Consider the following 22,099-nt stretch of genomic DNA (forward strand, 5'->3'; position numbering starts at 1 on the left):
TCGTCTGATTTTCCCGGCATCTGGCCCCCCCCTACAGTGCCGGGATGAGATTAAAGAACTACCTCCACCAGATCAGCCCGATCCTGTCCTCACCCGATGCCGCTCGGCGCCTGTTGCGCATGTTCGCCCTGGTGCTGCTGGTGGGCATTCTGGGCGGCGTTTACAGCTTCCTGCTGTTTACCTTCAACAACGAGATCTCTCAGCGGCGCAGCTACATGAGCAGCGCAATCGCCGAGGCCCATACCTTTTTCACCACCCGCGAGGCACTGCTGGAAAGCCTGAGCCTGTCGGCCACACGCAAAACCGAAATCAATGTGCCGGTGTCCGATGAAGAGATCCGTCTGCTGCTGGGACAAACGCCCGGCCAGCAATGGAGCATCTGGCTGACCCAGCGCATGCGCGCTTACCTGAAGGCCAAACAGCTCAATCTGATCTACGTCAGCAGCGGCATCGACGCCCAGGCTTCACGGCTGTACAACGCGACCCCGCAGATCCGCGACTTCCCCCGGGCCATACTCAAGCAGCTGGAATCCCTCAAACACCACAACACCAGTGCCCTGCAGGAGCTTTGGCTGACCCATGCAGCAGACGGACATTCACAGCTGTATATCTTCATTCGCCTGGACGAACGCGACATCCACTCCGGCTGGCTCGGCCTGGAAATGGACGACCGCGAAGTGTCCAGTGCCTTGAGCGATCACAGCGCCGGCGAGTTCACCATGTTCAATTCCCAGGGCATGCCACTCTTCAGCAACAGCAGCAAACCGCCCCCCGGACAGCATCTGCCGCTGCTGCGGCAACAGGATTTCTTCGGCTTTGTCGGCGACGGCTGGCTGTCGGGGCAACTGGTGTTGCGCAAGCAATTGAAATCCTCGGACTGGCAACTCACCTACTCCATCGACTTGCGTGCAGTGCTGTCGACGCTGTGGCCGCAGATGCTCGGCGCGCTGCTGTTCTGCATGTTGAGTATCAGCCTGGTGTGCCTGTTGGTCCGACGTCTGGAACATCGTTTCATTACGCCGGCGATCCACCGCATCCAGGCTTTGGTGGAAAGCGAACTGTTCAGCCGTGACGTCATTCAGACCGCTCCCGTGGCGCTTTGCGTGCTGCGGCGCACCGATGGCGAAGTGGTGCTGGAAAACACCCTCGCCCGACAATGGCTGGGCGAATGTGGCGAGCAACTGGGTGCCGGCTGGATCCGTGATGCCTTCGACACGACCGGCCCCAGCCTGATGGACTATTTCGAGACCGCCGATGGCCGTCACCTTTATCTGAGCTGCGCGCCTACCCGCTACAGGGGCGAAGATGTGTTGCTGTGCGCGTTCAGCGACATCAGTGCACGCCGGCAAATCGAAGCGGCGCTGGAGCAGGCCCGCCAATCGGCCGACGCCGCCAACGAAGCCAAGACCTTGTTTCTCGCCACCATGAGCCACGAAATCCGCACCCCGCTCTACGGCGTACTCGGCACCCTGGAGTTGCTCGCACGAACACAACTGGATACCCAGCAGAAAAGCTACCTGCGCGCCATCGAAGGTTCGTCGGCCACCTTGCTCCAGCTGATTTGCGATGTGCTGGATGTATCAAAGATCGAGGCCGGGCAACTCGCTCTTGAGCTGAGCGAGTTTTGCCCAACGGATCTGGTTCAGGAAGTCGTGCACGGTTATGCGGCAGCGGCGCAGAGCAAAGGCTTGCAACTCTACGCCTGCCTCGACCCGCAACTGCCGGACACCTTGAAGGGCGATGCCAGCCGCCTGAGGCAGATCCTCAACAATCTGCTGAGCAATGCCGTCAAGTTCACCGACTCCGGGCGCGTGGTGCTTCGGGTCAAACTGATCAGCCGTGAAGGCGAGCGTGTATGCATGCAATGGCAAGTCTCGGACACCGGCAAAGGCATCTCGCATGACGATCAGGCATTCATTTTCGATCCGTTCTACCAGACCGAAGGCAACACCAACGTGGTGGCCGGCACCGGTCTGGGCCTGCCGATCTGCCTGCGTCTGACGCACTTGATGAATGGCACCCTGCGCATGGTCAGCGAGCCCGGACTGGGCAGCAGTTTTTCCCTGAGCGTGCCCTTGGAGCAACCTTCGTGCAACGCATCCCCGGTCGTCATGCCAGCATTGGCTGCGAACATCGTGTATGTGGTCTCGCCTGTGCGCGAACTGGCCGACAGTATCAGCGGCTGGTTGCGCCGCTGGGGCGCCCGCCCGCATATCGGAGCCCCTGACTGCCTGGAGCCTGGCGCGACGGCTGTGCTACTTGAGTTGTATCCCGCCCCCTGCGGGCAACGCCCGAGCCAGTCATGGCGAGGTCCGCGGGTCCTGGCCTGCAGCGACGGCGCCCACGAACCTCAGTTCAGCGGTGATGGCTGGAGGGTCAATCTGAACGACCTGACCGCGATCCAACGGGCGGTATGCCAGGCTCAGGGCGGCCAGACCGCGCATTACCCGGAACAACGAGAACCCAATGCATTTCGATCGTTGCACCTGCACATCCTGGTGGCAGAGGACAACGTCATCAATCAACTGATCCTGCGCGATCAGCTCGAAGAGCTTGGCTGCACGGTGACACTGGCCAGCAATGGCGAGGAAGCGTTGTCACACTGGCACGACGACACGTTCGATGTCGTCCTGACCGACGTCAACATGCCCGGGCTCAACGGCTACGAACTGACCGAAGCGCTGCGGCGCCTGGGTTGCACCACCCCGATCATCGGCGCCACCGCCAACGCCCTGCGCGGTGAGGATGCCCTGTGCCTGGCCGCGGGCATGAATCACTGCCTGGTCAAACCTTTTACGCTACGAGCCTTGTTCGCTGTCCTGGCTCCCTACGAACGAGTCACTCATGAAGCCCTGTAGCATTCTGATTGTCGAAGACCATCCCTTCCAGCATCTGTATTTGCAGAACCTGTTCAACGAGTTGGGTCAATTCGATCTGGCGTACGCCCGAGATGGTGAAGAAGCACTGAACCTTCTCAAACAACGCGACTTCGACCTGGTGCTCACCGACCTGCTGATGCCTGGCATGGACGGCGTGCAATTTATCCAGGGGCTTGCCGCTCAGCGCTCGCGCCCCGCACTGGCAATCATGAGTGCCGCCTCTCGGCGCATGCTGATGGGCGCCAGCCTGGTGGCAAGCAATCTGCAGGTGAAAGTCATCGGGCTGATTTCCAAACCGGTAAACTCTGCGGCCCTGCGCTGCCTGATCGACCAGTTGCAGGTCTGGCGCCAGACCGTGCCGGCCGAGACGCACCCCGGCATCGACCGCCAGAGTCTCTTGAACGCCCTCGAAAACGGCGAACTGCAAGCCTGGTTCCAGCCCAAGAAAGCCCTGAACAATGGCCGGATCGTTGCCGCCGAAGCACTGGTGCGCTGGGTACATCCCGAGCATGGCACGTTGTTGCCCGGCGCATTCCTGCCGGCGCTGGTCGCCTACGGCCTTGAAGAGCCACTGCTGTGGCAGGTGCTGAAACAGGCGATTGCCGCACAAATCGTCTGGTGCCAGCAGGGCTACGACATTCCGGTCTCGATCAACCTGCCCACGCACCTGCTCAACAGCCACGACCTGCCAGACCGCATCCTCGCGTTCGTGCTGGCCCATCAAGGCCTGCCTGCACGGATCTGCTTCGAGTTGATGGAATGCTCGGTGCCCGATGACATCAGTAACTTCTACGCCGGTGCCTGTCGCTTGCGGATCAAAGGGTTTGACCTGTCCCAGGATGATTTCGGCAAAGGTTACAGCTCCTACATGAACCTGGTGTCAGCCCCCTTCACCGAACTGAAGATCGACCGCACACTGGTACAAGGCTGTAACGCCAACGAGGAACTGGCCCAGGCCCTCACCAGCATTGTCCGTCTGGGACGACAACTGGGTCTGACGGTGGTGGCCGAAGGCGTGGAAACCGCGCAGGAACTTGCTCTGTTGCGTAAAATCGACTGCACTCAGGTCCAGGGTTTCCTGATCTCCCACGCCGTGTCTGCGGATCAGTTCCAGCACTTGCTGACCCAGGACGGGCCAGCGAATGCTTATTGACCTGCAACAAGCGGTTGACGATCGTTATTTGCCATCGAGGTCACTGTGTCCAAAGTTTCTTTCTTCATTGCTGGCCAGGCGTTGTAATGCCACGTCCCAACACCTTCCTGGAGAAACTGGCCAGCAGCTCGTCACGTTTGAACAAGTCGCTACTGGTGCTCGGCGCTCTGGTTCTGCTGTTGCTGGGCATCAGCTACCTGGGGGCGATGCGCATCATCGAAGAACAGCGCGATACCTTGCAGTTTCACTTTGCCCGACTGATGGAGAACATCCGCGAACAGGAAGTGTTCCTGCAGGACATAGCCCGGGAAAGTGCCAGGGGCGAGCGGCTACCCACGTCTTCGTTACCACCCTACATACAGAAGCCCCTGCCGGATGAAGGTCCGAACATCTACGAGGGTCGCGGCCTGCCGTTTTCGCTGCCCTATAGCCTGCAGATCAATCCGGACAGGATTACCCCCGATCAATACTCCAAAGTCTTCGCTCTGGGCACCCATCTGGCCGCCTACTACAGCGCTTTCTGGTCAGCGTCGCACTATCAGTCGCCGCAGGTCATCCTGATCAACGGCCCCGACAACTTTGATGTGGCCGTGCCAGCCACCGGGAGATTGCGCGGAGCGCATAAGACGCAACTGGGCCATCTGGTCGAAGTGATGACCCACTTGAACAACCGCATGCACGAGCAAGGCTCGCCCCTGCCCGATATTCAAGTGCACTGGGAACCCTATGTCTCCACCGAGGACGACAAGAGCGCCCCGACCTTGCTGGCCTACGTGAACATCAACCTGGCCAGCACCGCGCTGAACGTCACAGGTGCCGACACCTGGGTCGTGCTGGGCTCGCTGCTGAACCTGTCCCAGGTCAACAACATTGAACGCTTGATGCAGTGGTCGATCTACGACGACTTCACCTTGATCACCCCGGGCGGTGTGGTACTGACCGGCGCCCTGAAGCCCGGCCAGGTGCTGGCTGAAGGGGTGAATTTCACTCGCGACGGTATGGTCTTCAAACTGAGCAGCCCCGGCGAACAACACTGGACCGGGATCTACGTCATCAGTGTGCAAAGTTTCCTCGATTACGCGCTGTGGCCACTGCTGTGCCTGCTCGCGCTGGTGCTGGCAGTGCTCGGTTGCAGTCGGGCGGTCAATCGCTGGTACCGGACCCGGGTCATTCTGCCCGCGCAAAGCGCGCACGCCAGCATCGCCGAGAGCGAGGCGTTCAGCCGTGCCGTGATCGACACGGCGCCGACCGGTCTGTGCGTGATCCGTCGCGGTGATCATCGCGTGCTGCTGGAAAACCAGCGCGCCCGGCAATGGCACGACAGCAGCCGTTTGATGAGCCTGCTCACGTCGCGTACCGAGGCCGGCCATGCGGATCTTGAAATCAATGGACGTCACCTGCATGTCGCCTTCGTGCCCACCCGCTATCAGGGCCAGGATGCCTGGCTGTGTGCGTTGCATGACGTGACTCGACATGTCGAAGACGCGGTAGCGTTGGACGATGCGCGCCGTGCCGCCGACTCGGCGAATCAGGCCAAAAGTCGGTTTCTCGCCACCATGAGCCATGAGATTCGCACCCCGCTGTATGGCGTGCTGGGCACCCTGGAATTGCTCGGCCTGACGTCGCTTGCCCCGCGCCAGCAGGATTACCTGGATACCATCCAGCGATCCTCCACGACCTTGTTCCAACTGATCAGCAATGTGCTGGATGTGTCGAAGATCGAAGCCGGGCAGATGACCCTCGAACCTCAGAATTTCTGCCCGCTGGAACTGACCGAGGACACTGTGCGCACCTACAGCGCCTTCGCCCGCTCCAAAGGCCTGCAACTCTATGCGTGCATCGACGCGACGCTGCCGGATCGTTTGCGCGGCGATCCGTTGCGGATTCGCCAGATCCTCAACAACCTGCTGAGCAACGCGATCAAGTTCACCGATAACGGCCGCGTAGTGTTGCGGGTACGGGTGCTGGAAAGTGTCGACAGCCGCGTCAACGTGCAGTGGCAGGTCAGCGATTCGGGGGTGGGCATTTCCAGAGCGCAACAACAGCAATTGTTCGACCCTTTCTATCAGGTCAACGACGCCACCGAACAGGCCGGCGCCGGTCTTGGTCTGGCCATTTGCAAATGGCTGTGCGAGTTGATGGAGGGCCAGTTGAACGTGGTCAGTGAACCGGGACTCGGCAGCAGCTTTAACCTGCAAATCGCACTGGAACACGCACCCGGCGAATTGACCGATTGCCCTGCCTTCAGCCCCGGCATTCCCGTCGTTTATGTACGTGCCCAGGTCACTGAGCTGGCACACCATCTGATTGCCTGGCTTAACCGTTTCGGCCTCGACACCCGACTGCTGACAGCCGATACACCCGCGTCTTCGGCGCTGCTGATAGAGCTTGCACCACTCGCCGACACCCTGCCCTGGCCCGGTCCAAGAATCATCGCCACCCCCGATGGCCCCAATCCGTCACAGTTGCGCGGTGTCGACCGGGAGGTCGATGCACACGATGTTCGCGCGATTGCCCGGGCGATCTACCAGACCCTGCACGGCGCCGATACTGACAATCAGCCTTTGCCACCCGAAAAGACCCGGCGCCTGAATCTGCAAGTGCTGGTGGCCGAGGACAACGAGATCAACTCGGCGATCATCAAGGAGCAACTGGAGGTGCTGGGCTGTTCTGTCGTCGTCACAGCCAACGGCGAACAGGCGCTGGCGCAGTGGTCGCCCGGTCGCTTCGATCTGGTCCTGACCGACGTGAACATGCCGGTCATGAATGGCTATCAATTGGCCACGGCATTGCGGCAACAGGATCAGACGTTGCCGATTATTGGCGTCACCGCCAACGCCTTGCGCGAAGAAGGCGAACACTGCGCCGCCGTAGGCATGAACGCCTGGATGGTCAAGCCACTGAACCTCGCCACCTTGCGCGCGCACCTGGAGAAACATTGCAAGATCGCCCTACCGGCAGCCAGCGCCGCGCCGATACAGCTGTCGCCGAAAATGCGCGAACTGTTTGTCACGACCCTGCGCCAGGACATACACACCACCCTGGCAGCACTGGACAGCGCCGACGCCAATCGCGTAGCCCAGCAACTGCACAGCATGGCAGGTGCGCTGGGTGCCGTGCAGGTCGAAGCCCTGGCTACAACGTTTGTCGAGCTTGAGTGTCGTTTGAACGGCATGGCCGTGACCCGCGCCCTGGACCTGGAGGTCCGCCAGAACCTGGCCCGGCTGACTGATTTACTGGAAACCCTTGAATAATTTCACTCTGGATGATTACCCATGGATACCCTCAACGTTGTCATTGCCGATGACCACCCTATCGTCCTGCTGGGGGTGCGGGAACTGATCGAACGGGACAAGCGTTTCCGTGTCGTAGGCGAAGCCGTTTGCCCGGACGAACTGATCAAACTCCTGGAGTCCAGGCCGGTTGACCTGCTCATTACGGACTTCAACATGCCCGGGGACTCGCCCTACGGTGACGGCCTGAAACTGGTGGAGTACCTGACCCGGCATTTCCCCACCGTACGGATTCTGGTGCTCACCATGATTTCTAATCCGTTGATCCTGACCCGCCTGCAAGAGCTGGGGGTGCTGGCGATCATTCAGAAAAACCGGCTGCATAACGAAATCGAAACGGCGCTCAAGGCCATTGCCCGGGGCAATCCGGTTCCCAGCTTCGGGCCTCCACCCACATCCGTGATGGACGACGGTGCGGACCTGGACGAGAAATTTACCCGCCTGTCCCCCAAGGAACACGAAATCCTGCGTCTGTTTGTCTCGGGACAAGGCGTCAACGAAATTGCGCGAGGTTTGAATAGAAGTGCAAAAACCATCAGCACTCAGAAAATATCAGCGATGCGCAAACTTGAAGTCACCAGCGACCAGGACTTATTGACTTACTGCCTGAAGCGCAACTTGTTCAACTAACTTTACATACAACCAATATTCGACCTGGCCACTTCTAGGAATCGTCTGATGTTCCACCGAGGGCCCGCAACTTATCGTGTTGTTTTCACCCAACCAAGGTAAACAACATGAAAAAACTGCCTCACACACTTCTGGCTCTTACGCTGTTCGCTACTGCCGGTATTGCCCTGGCAGCCGAGGTCACCCCTACCAAGGCAGGCAGCGGCACCATCAACTTCACCGGCACCATCAACAACGATGCCTGCTCCGTTGAGGGCGCCGGGAAGAACAAAACCATTTCCGTCGACATGGGCGAAGTGTCGATCAAGGACATGGGCACAGCCACTGCGCCGAAAGGCAATGGCACCCTGAGCGTCGAGAACTTCGACATGAAGATCAACTGCAATGCCGGCACCAAGGTCGCGATGATCTTCGAACCGACCAAGGGTAATGGGTCGGGCATAGAACCCGGCACCAAAGTGTTGCGCCTGATCGACGGTTTGGGGGCTGCAAAAGGTATCGGCATTGCATTGCTCGATTCCAACGGCGCCGTGATCGACCTGAGCTCACCGTCCACGGCGAAAATCGAAAACACCCTGCAAGACAGCAACACCACACTGAAATTCTCGGCGGCGTACGTCACCACCGCCGATCCGAAACTGGCCGTTGCCGGTCGCGGCGACGCCACCCTGCCGTTCACGCTGCAATACGAATAACCCGCGCGAACATCCAAGCCTGGTGCGGGGCCAAGCGGCCCTGCACTCTCATTCAATAGCGCGGTAACCCTCATGTCTTATCGTCACTCATTGTCCTTTTGCGCAGGCCTTCTGGGCCTGCTCATGGTTGATCAGGTCCAGGCCGGCATTTCATTGAGCAGCACCCGCCTGGTCTTCGACGGCCAGCACAAAGAAGCCGGGATCACCGTGCGCAACAGCGGTGAAGATGTATTGATCCAGTCCTGGATCGACACCGATGCCAGCGAAACCGCCGCTGTACCGTTCGCCGTCACGCCGCCACTGGTGCGCGTCAGCGGGGACGAACAGCAGATATTGCGGGTGATCTACGAAGGCACGGGCATGCCGACCGACCGCGAATCGGTGGTGTGGCTCAACGTGCAGGAAATTCCCCAGGCTACGAAAACCAAGAACACTTTGCAGCTCGCTGTGCGCCAGCGTATCAAGGTGTTCTTTCGTCCGGCGGCGCTGAAAAACAACGCCTACCTGGCACCGAGCGAACTGACCTGGCGCCTGACCGAGCGCGCCGGCAAAAACCTGCTGTTGGTGAACAACCCCGGCCAGTACCACGTATCGATTGCCGATATAACGCTGCAATCGGGTGCACTCAGCGAACATCCCTTTGATTCAATGATGATCGCTCCCGGCGAACAAAAAGAGTTCAATCTCAAACAACTTAAGCACACCAATAACGCACGCCTGTCATTCAGCAGCATCAATGACTATGGCGCACAAGACCGTTATGCCGCGCAACTGTCCAGCAGCGCCGAAACCCGAGCCAGTTTGGATAAAGAATCCCCATAACTTGAGTGCCGCTGTCACGGCTGCACTTTCACTGTATTTCTCTTCGCTCCGTTAGTTCGTATCGGAGGTGATATAGGGTTCCTGCATGTTTTTACTCAAGCGAGACGGATGGGCGCCATTTTCGGTTGTCCTGGTTTTCAGTTCCGCCTGCCTGGCCGATGGCGATGAACAGTTCAATACCTCGTTTCTGCAAGGTGCACCGTCCTCTGTCGACCTGCAATCACTGCTCGCCACCAGTCGCGTGCTGCCCGGCATTTACCGGGTAGACCTCTACGGCAACGAGACACTGGTTGGCCGCCGCGATATCGACTTCCGTCGCCATCCGGGCACGGGCAAGGTCGAGGCCTGCCTGACCCTGGAAATGGTGCAGCAATTGGGGGTCGACATCGGCAAACTGCAGGCCGCAGGCAAACTCGTTGGCGATGATCCGAACGCCTGCCTGGACCTGCCCGCGTTGATCGATCACGCCACCGTGCGTTACGACGTACCACGCCTTCGGCTGATGGTCAGTGTCCCGCAAAGCGCGATGGAACGCGGCCGGCGTGGTTATGTGGACCCGGCCTTGTGGGATGAAGGCGTGCCCGCCGCGTTCATCAACTATCAGTTGAGCAGTAACCGCAACAGCACCCAGGCGCAAAACTCCCTGTCCAACAACGTCGGCTTGCGCAACGGAATCAATCTGGGCGGCTGGCGCTTGCGTAACGAGTCGAACTTCAACAGCAGCACCGGCCGCCCCGGCACCTTCAAAAGTAATCGCAGCTACCTGCAACATGACGTTACGGCCTTGAAGGGGCAGTTCAGCGCCGGGGATATTTTTTCGGATGCCGACCTGTTCGACAGCGTGCGCTATCGCGGCCTGAAACTGGCGTCCGACGACGGCATGCGTGCCGACAGCGAACGTGGCTATGCACCCGTGATTCGCGGCATCGCGCAGTCCAGCGCCACCGTGGAGATTCGCCAGAACAACTACATCCTCTACACAGCCAATGTGCCGCCGGGACCGTTCGAGATCAGCGACATCTACCCCAGCGGCTCCAACGGAGACCTGGAAGTGACGATCATCGAGGCCGATGGCCGGCGCCGGGTGAGCGTGCAAGCCTTTTCCAGCCTGCCGATCATGGTGCGCCAGGACCAACTGAAGTACAGCGTTTCGGCCGGCCAGTACAACAGCAACAGCGATGAGCAGAAATCGCCGCAGTTTGTCAGCAGCACCCTGGCCTATGGCCTCAGCAGCAACCTGTCGGCGATCGTCGGGCTACAGGCGACGGAAAATTTCCAGGCGTTGTCCGTGGGTGCGGGTCGTAACACGGCCATTGGTGCGGTATCGCTGGACGTGACCCACTCCGCCAGTCGTACCTTCGCTCAGACGGTCACAGGCAACAGCTTGCGCGCCCTGTATGCCAAGACGTTTACCGGCACCGACACCAACTTCACCCTCGCCGCGTACCGCTACTCGACCGAGGGCTATCGCACCCTCACCGAGCACGTCGAGGAACTGAGCAGCGAGGGAAAACCACGCACCGGCAACTCGAAAACCCGCACCGACCTGACGGTCAACCAGAGCCTGGGGCGCAACCAGGAATATGGCAGCGTCTACATCAACGCCAGCGACCAGCGTTACTGGGGACGCGGCGGCTCACAAAGCCTGTCGGCGGGTTACAGCAACTACTGGGGCGATGTCAGCTACAACCTCGGGGCCACGTACTCCAAGGATGTCGGTAACTACGGGCCGGCGAACAATGACACTCTGGTCAACCTGTCCGTGTCGTTCCCTCTGGGCTCGAAACCCCGAGCGCCGCGGGCCTTTGTCTCGGCAAGTTCGCAGAAAGGCAACGACACCACCCAAATGGGCATCAACGGCTATCTGTCGGAAGACAGCGACACCTATTACTCGGTGCAAGGCGGTAACAGCAGCACCGGTGGCAACAGCGGCTCGGTCAACCTCAGCACCCGCACCTCGGTGATGGACATCAGCGCCGGCTACAGCCAGGGACGCGGGTACAACTCGCAAAACCTGAACCTGGCAGGTTCGATCGTCGGCCATGCCGGCGGGATCAACCTGGGGCAAACCGTGGGTGAGACATTCGCGCTGGCGCAGGTCGACGGGGTGGAAGGCGTGAAAATCGGCAGTTTCTCAGGGGCCAGGACCGGTAGTAACGGTTTCGCGGTGGTGCCCAACGCGCAGCCTTATCGCGTGAACTGGATCAACCTCGACACCCGCGACCTGGGCGGTGATATCGAGATCGACAATGCGACCCGGCAAGTGGTGCCGCGACGTGGCGCTGTGGTGCTGGCCCGTTACGCCAGCAAGACCGGACGGCGTGTGCAGTTTGCCTTGTTCGACGCACAGCACAAACCGATCCCGTTTGGCGCGTCGCTTGAAGACAGCGCCGGCAAGCAACTGGCAATCTCTGACCCTGGCGGCAAGGCACTGGCGCTGGTTGAAGCCGACGCCGGTACCCTGATCATCCACTGGCAGGGCCAGCGCTGCGAGGCGTCTTACGCGTTACCGGAACGCAACAAGGCAGTGAACTATGAGCGGGTGTCGCTGGTGTGCACCCCGCAAGTCCCTTAGAAATCCCGCTTGTAGAAAATATCCAGCGAACTGGCCACGCCGCTGGCGGCTTCCAAGTAAACCTTTTTGCTCAGCTTGTAGCGCAAGGCAATGGTGTTGGCCGGTTCGAATACGCCGACGCCATAGCGCAGGCTGAGTTTTTCCGAGATGTTGCCGCTGGCCACCACGCTGGTGGTGTTGCCGCTGCCCTGGGTGTCGAGCTGGAAGTCCTGAATGCCCAGGTCGCTGGCCAGACTGCTGGTGACCCCGGAACTGCCCATCAGGCCCAGACCGAGTGCCGCCTGCGCGAGCATGTTGTTGTCCTCGCCGGTGGTGCTCAGCGGACGCCCCAGCACCAGATAAGACAGCGCCTGTTCCTGGCTCATGGCCGGTTCCGAGAAGATCTGTGTCGTCGGCTGCTCGGCGCTGCCGCTCAGGCGGATACCGGCGATCACGTCGTCGGTCTGGCGAATCGCTTCGATGTCCAGATACGGCTGATCCAGCGGCCCGGCAAACAGCAGACGCGCGCGACGCACCGTCAGGCGCTGACCATAAGCGCGGTAGCGTCCGTCGTTGAGCCACAACTCGCCACGGGTGTCCATGTTGTCGCCGATGTGCACGTGACCTTGCAGGTTGGCGGTCAGGCCGAACCCGGCGAAGCTCAGCTTGTCCTGGCCGACCACCACGTCGATGTCCATTTTCATCGCCAGCGGCGGTTTGCCCTCCTCGGTCTGCGCGCCGACGATGATCGTGTCATCGGAGACTTTCACCGTCGATGGCGGCAGTTCCCGCACGGTGATTTCGCCTTTCGGTACCAGCACCTTGCCGGCAATTGCCAGCTCATCGCCGGCCATGGAAATCTTCAGGTCCGGCGCCACTTCCAGTTTGGCGTAGGGCTCGACCGTCACCGGCAATTGCGTGCCCTTGAGCGCCAGATCCACCACCAGCGCCTGACCCCAGGCGATGTTGCCGTTCAGGCTGCCCTGCCCGCTCTTGCCGCTTTTCCAGCCGCCGTTCAATTGCACGGCTTCACCGGCGATCACCGCTTGTAGTTGCAACGCTTGCAGCTCGATCGGCAACTCCGGCCCGGACACTTCGCCGTCGCTGAGCTGCACCGTGCCGTTGACCAGCGGCGCGAGCAGGCCACCGGAAATCGTGCCGCTGCCGTTCAGGCGCCCGGTGAGTTTTTCGACCATCGGCACAAACGGCCGCGCCACCGACAGATCAAGCCCGCTGAGGCGGAATGAACCGCTGAGCGGTTTGCTCGCCGGCAGCGGGTTGATCTGCGCCTGCACCATCAACTCGCCAAGCTTGCCGCCGACGAAGTTGAGATCAGTGTCGATGCGTTTCGGCGTGAGTTTGCTGGTGAGCTTGAGGGTCTGGTACGGGAAGTCGACCCACTGATCCTTTTCCTTCATGCGCAAGGTGCCGCCGCTGGCATCGACGCTGATCTGGCCGTTCGGGCCGCTGGCCGGCAGGTCCAGTTGCAGGTCGGCGTTGAGCTTGCCCTGCCAGGCGAAATCCTTCGGCAGCCACTGCGCCAGGCTTTCGATCGGGAATTGCTTGAGGTGATAACGCAGCTTCGGCTCCGGCATCAGGCGCTGGTCTTCGCCACACAGGCTGGCATTGCCGGACATCCAGCAATGGGCGCCGAAGTTGATCTTGCCGTCGGCCAGACGCTCGAGTTTGGCCGGGTTTTGCAGCTTCCAGTCCTGGCCGCCGGCCTGAATGTCGCCGCTGGCCAGACGCCCGCGCCAGTTGCCCTTGTCCAGATTGCCGTCCAGACCCAACGCCAGTTTCAGCTTGGGCCCGAGCAGGTCGAGGTTGAGTTTCTGGTTTTTGATATCGCCCTGAGCGCTGACGGTCAGGGTGCCCAGCGACGTATCGCCGGCCTGGATGCCGCTACCCTTGAGGTCGATCTTCGCCCGTTGCGCACTGTCGAGGTTGGCGTCGAGGTTGAGGCTTTGCAGGCGATTGTCCTGGAACGCCAGTTGCGAACCTTGCAGGCCGAGCTTGCCCTGCGGCGCCTTGAGCGTGCCGGCGACATCGACCCGCCCGTTGATCTGCCCGCGCAGTTGCGGCCAGAGCTGGGCCAGTCGCGCCAGTTTGATGTCGATCTGCCCGGTGAGCTTCTGTTGCAGGCTGCCCTTGCCGTTGATGCTGTTGTCGCCGAGGCGAATTTGCAGGGCATTCAGATTCCACTGCTCGCCAGCGCCGTCAGCCTTGGCTTGCAGGACCGCCGGTTGCCCGCGCAGTTTGCCTTTCAGATCGAGGTCGGCATTCAGGCTCAGGCGTTCGTTCTTCATTTCGCCTTTGCTCTTCAACGGCCCAGCCAGGGTGCCCGGCAACTCCGCAACCCAGTACGCCGGGTTGAGCGCCGACAACTCCAGCGCGGTGTCCCAGGCAATGCCATCGGCGAACTGCACGTTCACATGGCCTTCGGCCTTGCCCTGCCCGGCTTCGAGTTTCAGTTGTGGCAGGAAGATCTGCTTGAGATTGCCGCTGAACGGACTGCTCAGGCTGAACGCCCCCGCCGGCCCATCTGCAGCGGCGGCGAAATTACCGATGTACTGACCGTCGGTGTAGGAGACTTCGCCGGTGAAGGTACGCAAAGCGACCTGCGGCTCGTCGATCTCCGGATAGAGCCGGTGCCAAGGAAAATCCAGCCAGTTGATGTTGGCCTGGGCGCTGAGGCCTTTGCTCCAGTCGACATTGCCGGTGAGCTTGAGGCTTTGCTTGTCGTTGGCCGTCAGATCGAGGCCGGCAATCTGTGCACCGTTGGCGTCGACCTTGCCTTTGAGCAACAGCGCTACCGGGCCTTTATCGGCAGGCAGCGTCGCATTGCCGAGCAATTGGTAACCGTTTTTCAGGTCGCCTTCGCCGGTCAATAGCAGTTGATTGAATTGCAGGGTGTCCGGCAGATCCGCACTCGACTTGAACGCCTCCGAGGTGATCCGCACTTTGGCCGGCAGGTTTTCCGCCAACGGTTGCAGTTCGCCGCTCAACTGGCCGTTGAGGTAGCCACGGCTGTCGGCGTTCAGGTTGAGAGTTTTCAGCAGGTCGCCGTCGATTTTCAGCGCCAGCGTCCACGGCTCGGGCGCCGGCGACGGCAAGGTCAGATCACCGGCTATGTTCAGCGGCCAGTTGCCGGTCGGTTGTAGCAGGCCGGAGAGGTTCAGGCTCAACTCGTCGCGTTGCAGTTTCACGCTGTCGATCTGCATGCCCTTGGCGGTCCAGTGCGCCGCCAGTTGCAGGCCTTTCAATTCTTCGCTGCCGTTGAACAACAGGCTGCCGACCTGCACGTCGCCCAGCTCAATGGCCACGGGCAATTGCAGATCAGGAAGCTTGATCGGGCCGCTTTCAGTGACTTCTTCGCTCGGCGGAAATTGCAGGCTGACGGTATCGGCCTTGAGCTGTTCGATGCACAACGTCATGCGCGTCAGACACAGCGGCGACCATTCGAAGATCGGTTTGCTCAGCTCGACGCGGCTGCTGTCCTGCTGCCACAGCAGATGATCGGCGCTCCACTGCCCGCCGAGGCGACCCTGGAAATTGTCGACGCTCAGGCCCGGCACCAGACCCAGCACCCAACGGCTGCCGGCCTGCGTTCCGAGCACAACGGTAATGCTCAATACAATCAGCAGCACCAGCGACAACAACGCCAGCGCCGATATTTTCAAACCACGCTTCACAGCTCAGGCCCCATGGAAAAGTGCAGCCGGATGCCGCCATCGTCGTCCAGCGCATGGGCCAGGTCGAGGCGGATCGGCCCCACCGGCGAAACCCAGCGCACACCAATACCGACCCCGGTCTTGAGGTTCGGCAGTTCGAGTTTGTTGAAGGAGTTGCCCTGATCGACGAAGGTCGCCACGCGCCACTTCTCGGCAATCGAATATTGGTACTCGACACTGCCGGCCACCATGTAGCGCCCGCCGATACGGTCGCCCTCGGAGTTCTCCGGGGACAGGCTCTGATAGTCGTAACCACGCACGCTCTGATCGCCACCGGCGAAGAAGCGCAGCGACGGCGGCACCGATTTGTAGCCGTTGGTGGCGCTGCCGCCGACCTGCACCCGGCCGAGCAAGCGATGCTTGTCGAACACGGTGGTCAGGCCCTTGATCAGCGCCGTGCCATAAAGCAGGTTGTTGTCCGAACCGAGCCCTTCTTTCGCCACTTTGCTTTCGAAGGTCAGGCGATAGCCGTTGTGCGGGTCGATGCGGTTGTCACTCTTGAGGTAGGAATAGCTGACGCCGGGCATCAGCAAGGTGCTCAGACCGGAGTCGTCGCCGAGCTGGTATTCCTCGCGCTGCCATTTCAGCGAGATCACCCGCTGCCAGCCGCTGGGCAATTTGCTGTGCCATTCCGGGCCGAAGGTCAGCAGCTTGCTCAAGGTGTCGGAACCGTCGATGTCCTCGTATTGATAACCGCCGGCCCAGCGCAGTTTGTCGGTCAGCGGCGGGTCCAGCGGGATGTCGTAGAACAGACCGACGTTCTGCCGTGGCGCCGAGAGTTCGGCCTCCCAGCCATAACTGTCGCCCTGCGGGTTGACCCAATGGCGGGTCCAGTTGGCCTTGATTCGCGGGCCGACGTCGGTGGAATAACCGAGACCGAGGCCCATGGTGCGCGGCTTGCGGGTGCCGAGTTTGACGTCCACCGGGATCACGTCGTTTTTCGCGGCGGTCGGTGCGGCGTCGACCCGTACGCCTTCAAAATATCCGCTCGATTGCAGGTCGCGGTTGAGTTCGGCGATCAGCTCGGAGTCATACGGCTCGCCGGCCTTGAACGGCACCATGCGTTGTAGCAGGTCTTCGTCGAACGGGGTGTCGCCTTCGAAGCTGACCTTGCCCAGCGCATAACGCGGGCCGCTTTCGTAGATCAGTTCGACGTCGGCGACCCCGGCGCGCGGGTCGACCATCAATTTCTGGCTGGTGAAACGGCCACTGAAGAAGCCATAACGCGAGGCCTGGTTCTGAATCAGGCGTTTGGCGTCTTCGTAACGCCCATGGTTGAGCACCGCGCCGGGCTTGAGCACGTCACTCTTGGGGACTCGAAAGGATTTGAGAGAGGCCGCCGGGCCGTCAACACGCACGGTCACGTTGCGCAGGCGGATCGGCTCGCCGGGATCGATGTTCAGCACCAGACGCGGTTTTTCACCGCCCTTGACGTCACTTTCGATCTGCGGCTGGTAATAACCCAAGGCCTGGGCGGCCTTGCGCGCCTGTTCTTCGGCGCCGCGACTGAAGCGCTGCAAGGCTTCTTCGTCACGATCGCCGAGGCTGCCGATATAGCCTTCTATATTGGCTTTCAGTTCATCGTTGGACGGTTTGATCCGCACATCCAATTCACTTTGCGCCAGCGCCGCGCAGCTGGTTAACAGCATGAGCACGCCACTGGTAAATCTTCCTGGAAACTTCATAGGCGCGGATGCTATCACGGGCTTGGGAGCGTGATAGAACAGGAAATTTCCCAAAAAGTTCGACGGTTATCCCGTTGCAGTTTGTAACACCTGCGGGTTGGCGTGGAAAAACACGTGCTCGCGTACCGGGCCTACGGCCACTTCGCCGATTTCCTCGTAACCCTGACGCTTGTAGAACTCCAGATAGCGCGGGTTGCCGGTGTCGAGAATCACGCCTTGGGAGCTTTCGTCTACCGCGCACCAGTTGTGCACCGCTTGCAACAGTTGCTCGCCGAAATGCTTGCCCTGAAATTGTGGATGCACACCGAGCAGCGGCAGCATGTGCACCGAGTCGGTCGGCACGCAGGCTTCAACGGCGGCGTGATATTCCAGATAACGGCGGGTGCAGCGGAAGCCGGTGCTCAGCACCATGCGCAAACGCCAGGCCCAACTTTCCGTAACGCCCAGACGCCGTTGCGGCGGCGCGATCAGGGCGATGCCGATCAAGCGGTCGTTGACCAGCAGGCCGATGGCCGGCAGATCCTGCAGGAAATGCTGTTTGACCAGCTCCCGCACCGTGGCCCGCACCCGCTGCTCGTAACCCGCGCGCTCGGCTTCGAACAGGTAAGCGAAGGTCGGCTCGTGGCGATAAGCCTGATAGAGAAGAGATCGCGCTTCACGGGAATAGCCGCGGTCGAGCATGTGGATGTCGGCAACGGCGGTTTGGGTTTCAGGCATGACGGTGATTCTCCCTGGACGGGACTCAAGAGGCCCCGTTCTTGTTATACGAGCCTTGGGCAGAAGGGATCGTTCCCACACCCGAAAGACATTAGCAGCGCATATGGACTACCGCCACGCTGGCCCAGATCCTACATGTCAGCTAGCATCGCCCTTTTGCCAGGACTGCCGACCATGAAGATCGTTTCCTTCAACATCAACGGACTGCGGGCCCGCCCGCATCAGCTGGCGGCGCTGATCGAAAAGCATCAGCCGGACGTCATCGGCCTGCAGGAAACCAAGGTCCACGACGACCAGTTCCCGCTGGATGAAGTGCGGGCCCTGGGTTATCACGTGTATTTCCACGGCCAGAAAGGCCATTACGGTGTCGCCCTGCTCTCGCGCCAGGAACCGATTGCCGTACACAAAGGCTTCGCCACCGATGAAGAAGACGCGCAGCGGCGCTTCATCTGGGGCACATTCGCCGACGCCAACGGCGTGCCGGTGACGATCATGAACGGCTATTTCCCACAGGGTGAAAGCCGCGACCATCCGACCAAATTCCCGGCCAAGCAGCGTTTCTACAGCGATCTGCAAGCGCTGCTGGAAAGCCAGTTCCACAACGAACAGCCGCTGGTGGTGATGGGCGACGTCAACATCTCCCCCGAAGACTGCGACATCGGCATCGGCCCGGACAACATGAAACGCTGGCTGAAAACCGGCAAATGCAGCTTCCTGCCGGAAGAGCGCGAGTGGATGGCCCGCCTGAAAAACTGGGGCCTGACCGACAGTTTCCGTCACCTGAACCCGGACGTGACCGACACGTTCAGCTGGTTCGACTACCGCAGTCGCGGGTTTGAAGACGAGCCGAAGCGCGGTCTGCGCATTGATGTGATTCTGGCGTCCCACGGTTTGCTGCCACGGGTGAAAGCCGCCGGCGTCGACTATGAACTGCGCGGGATGGAAAAGCCTTCGGACCATGCGCCGATCTGGCTTGAATTGAGCTGATACCGCAATCAGCTCAAATCGCTGTGGGAGTTCGCTCCCACAGTTTGAGCACTGTCATCTTTCAGCAACCTCACTGACTTAATCTCCCCGGCAATCCCCTTGGCTGCAATCGGTGCCGGCATGACCCTGCGTGTTCTGTTCGTCTTTCTCCTGAGCGCCTGGCTGCAGGTTGCGGTTGCGGCGTTGCCCATTCCCGAGAACGGCCCGGTATTGCGCATCCAGGGTTCCAACACCATTGGCGCGGCGCTCGGCCCGGCGCTGGTGGAAGGCCTGTTGCAAGACCAGGGGCTGTTGAAAGTCCACAGCGAAACCCCGGACACCGCCAACGAACAACGAGTCGTCGGCCTGACGGCCCAAGGCCAGAGGGTCGTGGTGGAAATCGCTGCCCACGGCTCGAGCACCGGTTTCACTGCACTCAAGAACGCCAGCGCCGATCTGGCCGCCTCGTCGCGACCGATCAAGGACAGCGAACTGCTGAATCTGCAAGCCCGGGGCGATCTGAAAAGTCCCGACGCCGAGCAAGTCATTGCCATCGATGGCCTGGCGATCATCCTTCATCCCGACAATCCGCTGAATCAATTGAACACCGAACAACTGGCGCGGATCTTCAGTGGCGAGGCGAAGACGTGGGAAGACGTCGGCGGCAAGGGTGGGACGATTCATTTATATGCGCGGGATGACCAGTCCGGCACCTACGACACGTTCAAGGAACTTGTCCTCAGCCGTCGTGGGAAATCCCTGAGCAATGCCGCGAAGCGGTTTGAATCCAGCGAGCAACTGTCCGACGCCGTGAGTGCCGATCCGCAGGCCATCGGTTTCATCGGCCTGCCCTACGTGCGCCAGGCCAAGGCCGTGGCGATCGTCGACGGCCAATCCCAGGCAATGTTGCCGCTCGCCAGCCTGATCGCCACCGAAGACTATCCGCTGTCGCGGCGGTTGTTCTTCTATCTGCCGCCCGACAACAACAATCCCTGGGCCAAGGCATTGGTGGAGTTTGCGCAGAGCCGCCGGGGTCAGGCGATTGTCGCGGCCAACGGTTTTATTGCCCAGACCGTACAGGCCATCGCCGTCACACCGAATGCGCTGATGCCCGAGGGTTATCAATCCCTCAGCCGCCACGCCCAGCGTCTGACCGTGAACTTCCGCTTTGAAGAAGGCAGCGCCAGCCTCGACAACAAGGCCCGCCAGGATCTGGCCCGGGTGTTCGACTATATAAAGCACCACGACAAGACCGACCGCGCGGTAACTCTGGTGGGATTCGGCGACGCCAAGGACGACCCGGCGCGGGCGGATTTGCTGTCGAAGCTGCGGGCGATGGCGGTCCGCCGGGAGTTGGTGAAGAACGGCGTGGTGCTGCGCGAGGTGCGCGGGTTTGGCGCGCTGATGCCGGTGGCGACCAACAGCGGGGATGAAGGCAGGATCAAGAATCGGCGGGTTGAGGTTTGGGTTTACTGAATCTGGTGTTGATGCGTTGAACGAGCAGGCCCCATCGCGAGCAGGCTCGCTCCCACATTAGATCTCCAGCGAACACAACGTATGTGGACACCAGCGACCCCGTGGGAGCGAGCCTGCTCGCGATAGCCGGCGACGCGGTTAATGACCGCTGCGCAGCATTTCCTTCGGCACATACTTGCCGATCTCGAACTTGCCGATCGCCGCACGGTGCACCTCGTCCGGGCCATCGGCCAGGCGCAGGGTGCGTTGCATGGCGTACATGTAGGCCAACGGGAAGTCGTTCGAGACCCCGGCCCCGCCATGGATCTGGATCGCCCGGTCGATCACCCGCAACGCGACGTTCGGTGCCACGACCTTGATCTGTGCAATCTCGCTCTTGGCGACCTTGTTACCCACGGTGTCCATCATGTACGCCGCTTTCAGGGTCAGCAGGCGCGCCATGTCGATTTCCATCCGCGAGTCGGCAATCTTGTCGACGTTACCGCCCAGACGCGCCAGCGGTTTGCCGAACGCGGTACGGCTCACCGAGCGTTTGCACATCAGTTCCAGTGCGCGCTCGGCCATGCCGATCGAACGCATGCAGTGGTGAATCCGGCCCGGGCCAAGACGACCTTGTGCGATTTCGAAGCCGCGTCCTTCACCGAGCAGGACGTTTTCGTACGGCACCCGCACGTTGTCGAACAGCACTTCGGCGTGGCCGTGGGGCGCGTCGTCGTAACCGAACACCGGCAGCGGACGGAGGATCTTCACGCCGGGAGTGTCGACCGGCACCAGGATCATCGAGTGCTGAGCGTGACGCGGGGCGTCGGGGTTGCTCAGGCCCATGAAAATCAGGATCTTGCAGCGCGGATCGCAGGCGCCGGAGGTCCACCATTTCTTGCCGTTGATCACCCACTCGTCGCCATCGCGCACGGCACGGGCGGCCATGTTGGTGGCGTCGGAGGACGCAACGTCCGGCTCGGTCATGGCGAATGCCGAGCGGATCTCACCGCGCAGCAGCGGTTCGAGCCAGCGCTGCTTCTGTTCTTCGTTGGCGTAACGCACCAGCACTTCCATGTTGCCGGTGTCGGGGGCCGAGCAGTTGAACGGCTCGGGACCGAGCAGCGAACGGCCCATGATTTCCGCCAATGGCGCGTATTCGAGGTTGGTCAGGCCGGCGCCGAGTTCCGACTCAGGCAGAAACAAATTCCACAGACCTTCGGCCTTTGCCTTGGCTTTGAGTTCTTCCATGATCGCCGTCGGCTGCCAGCGATCGCCTTCGGCAACCTGCCGTTCGAACACGGCTTCGGCCGGGTAAACGTAAGTGTCCATGAACGCGGTCACGCGCTCACGCAGTTCTTGCACCTTGGGCGAATAAGCGAAATCCATGAGCAATTACCTTTTTTCGGCAGGTTGTTTAAGTCATGCAATCGATGCTAGAACAGCGTTGATAATTTACCTAGCCTATTCTCGGCGTGTATAAACATTCATCACCGATATATGATTGGTTGATTTTCCT

At 60.7% G+C, this 22,099-nt stretch carries 13 protein-coding genes; 9 read left to right on the forward strand and 4 right to left on the reverse strand.

Translation table 11 applies throughout. The features are described 5' to 3' along the window. Positions 1–44 precede the first annotated feature (44 nt). The 7 genes from L6D74_RS11395 (at position 45) to L6D74_RS11425 (ending at position 12,047) form a co-directional block, all read left to right on the forward strand. The gene (locus tag L6D74_RS11395; RefSeq protein WP_236189199.1) at positions 45–2,858 is read left to right on the forward strand and encodes an ATP-binding protein; all 2,814 of its coding nucleotides are present in this window, start codon (positions 45–47) and stop codon (positions 2,856–2,858) included. Then, complete coding sequence (pvrR, locus tag L6D74_RS11400) at positions 2,845–4,032, forward strand: response regulator cyclic di-GMP phosphodiesterase PvrR (RefSeq protein WP_236189200.1); 1,188 nt, start codon at positions 2,845–2,847, stop codon at positions 4,030–4,032. Before L6D74_RS11395 ends, pvrR begins: the two co-directional genes overlap by 14 nt. Before the next feature lie 86 nt (positions 4,033–4,118). Next, complete coding sequence (locus tag L6D74_RS11405; RefSeq protein WP_236189201.1) at positions 4,119–7,286, forward strand: hybrid sensor histidine kinase/response regulator; 3,168 nt, start codon at positions 4,119–4,121, stop codon at positions 7,284–7,286. A gap of 21 nt (positions 7,287–7,307) precedes the next feature. Beyond that, positions 7,308–7,955 carry a response regulator gene (locus L6D74_RS11410; RefSeq protein WP_236189202.1) on the forward strand — a complete coding sequence of 216 codons (648 nt, stop codon included), beginning with the start codon at positions 7,308–7,310 and terminating at the stop codon, positions 7,953–7,955. Between the two features lie 107 nt (positions 7,956–8,062). Further along, complete coding sequence (locus tag L6D74_RS11415) at positions 8,063–8,650, forward strand: fimbrial protein (RefSeq protein WP_236189203.1); 588 nt, start codon at positions 8,063–8,065, stop codon at positions 8,648–8,650. 72 nt (positions 8,651–8,722) lie between these two features. Beyond that, positions 8,723–9,472, forward strand: coding sequence for a fimbrial biogenesis chaperone (locus L6D74_RS11420; RefSeq protein ID WP_236189204.1), 750 nt, complete (start codon positions 8,723–8,725; stop codon positions 9,470–9,472). Between the two features lie 85 nt (positions 9,473–9,557). After that, complete coding sequence (locus L6D74_RS11425; RefSeq protein WP_236189205.1) at positions 9,558–12,047, forward strand: fimbria/pilus outer membrane usher protein; 2,490 nt, start codon at positions 9,558–9,560, stop codon at positions 12,045–12,047. On the opposite strand, the gene L6D74_RS11430 is transcribed toward L6D74_RS11425, so the two are convergent. From L6D74_RS11430 to L6D74_RS11440, 3 genes are all read right to left on the reverse strand, one after another. Continuing rightward, entirely contained in the window at positions 12,044–15,718 is a 3,675-nt protein-coding gene (locus L6D74_RS11430; RefSeq protein WP_236189207.1) for a translocation/assembly module TamB domain-containing protein, read from the reverse strand. The two genes, L6D74_RS11425 and L6D74_RS11430, sit on opposite strands and share 4 nt — an antisense overlap. Further along, a complete protein-coding gene (locus L6D74_RS11435) occupies positions 15,715–17,442 on the reverse strand; it encodes an autotransporter assembly complex protein TamA (protein ID WP_236189209.1) in 1,728 nt (575 codons plus the stop codon). The genes L6D74_RS11430 and L6D74_RS11435 overlap by 4 nt, the downstream gene beginning before the upstream one ends. Before the next feature lie 66 nt (positions 17,443–17,508). Beyond that, positions 17,509–18,159, reverse strand: coding sequence for a GNAT family N-acetyltransferase (locus tag L6D74_RS11440; RefSeq protein WP_085612687.1), 651 nt, complete (start codon positions 18,157–18,159; stop codon positions 17,509–17,511). Positions 18,160–18,333: 174 nt separating this feature from the next. Between L6D74_RS11440 and xthA the strand changes: the two genes are divergently transcribed. Both xthA and L6D74_RS11450 read left to right on the forward strand, forming a co-directional pair. After that, complete coding sequence (gene xthA / locus L6D74_RS11445; RefSeq protein WP_064380745.1) at positions 18,334–19,146, forward strand: exodeoxyribonuclease III; 813 nt, start codon at positions 18,334–18,336, stop codon at positions 19,144–19,146. Between the two features lie 120 nt (positions 19,147–19,266). Continuing rightward, the gene (locus L6D74_RS11450) at positions 19,267–20,601 is read left to right on the forward strand and encodes a substrate-binding domain-containing protein (protein ID WP_236189210.1); all 1,335 of its coding nucleotides are present in this window, start codon (positions 19,267–19,269) and stop codon (positions 20,599–20,601) included. 138 nt (positions 20,602–20,739) lie between these two features. Here the strand turns inward: L6D74_RS11450 and L6D74_RS11455 are convergent, their stop codons facing one another. Continuing rightward, positions 20,740–21,969, reverse strand: a complete 1,230-nt coding sequence (locus L6D74_RS11455; RefSeq protein WP_236189212.1) for an acyl-CoA dehydrogenase — start codon at positions 21,967–21,969, stop codon at positions 20,740–20,742. Positions 21,970–22,099 lie beyond the last annotated feature (130 nt).

The organism is Pseudomonas pharyngis (assembly GCF_021602345.1).
GTDB lineage: Bacteria > Pseudomonadota > Gammaproteobacteria > Pseudomonadales > Pseudomonadaceae > Aquipseudomonas > Aquipseudomonas pharyngis.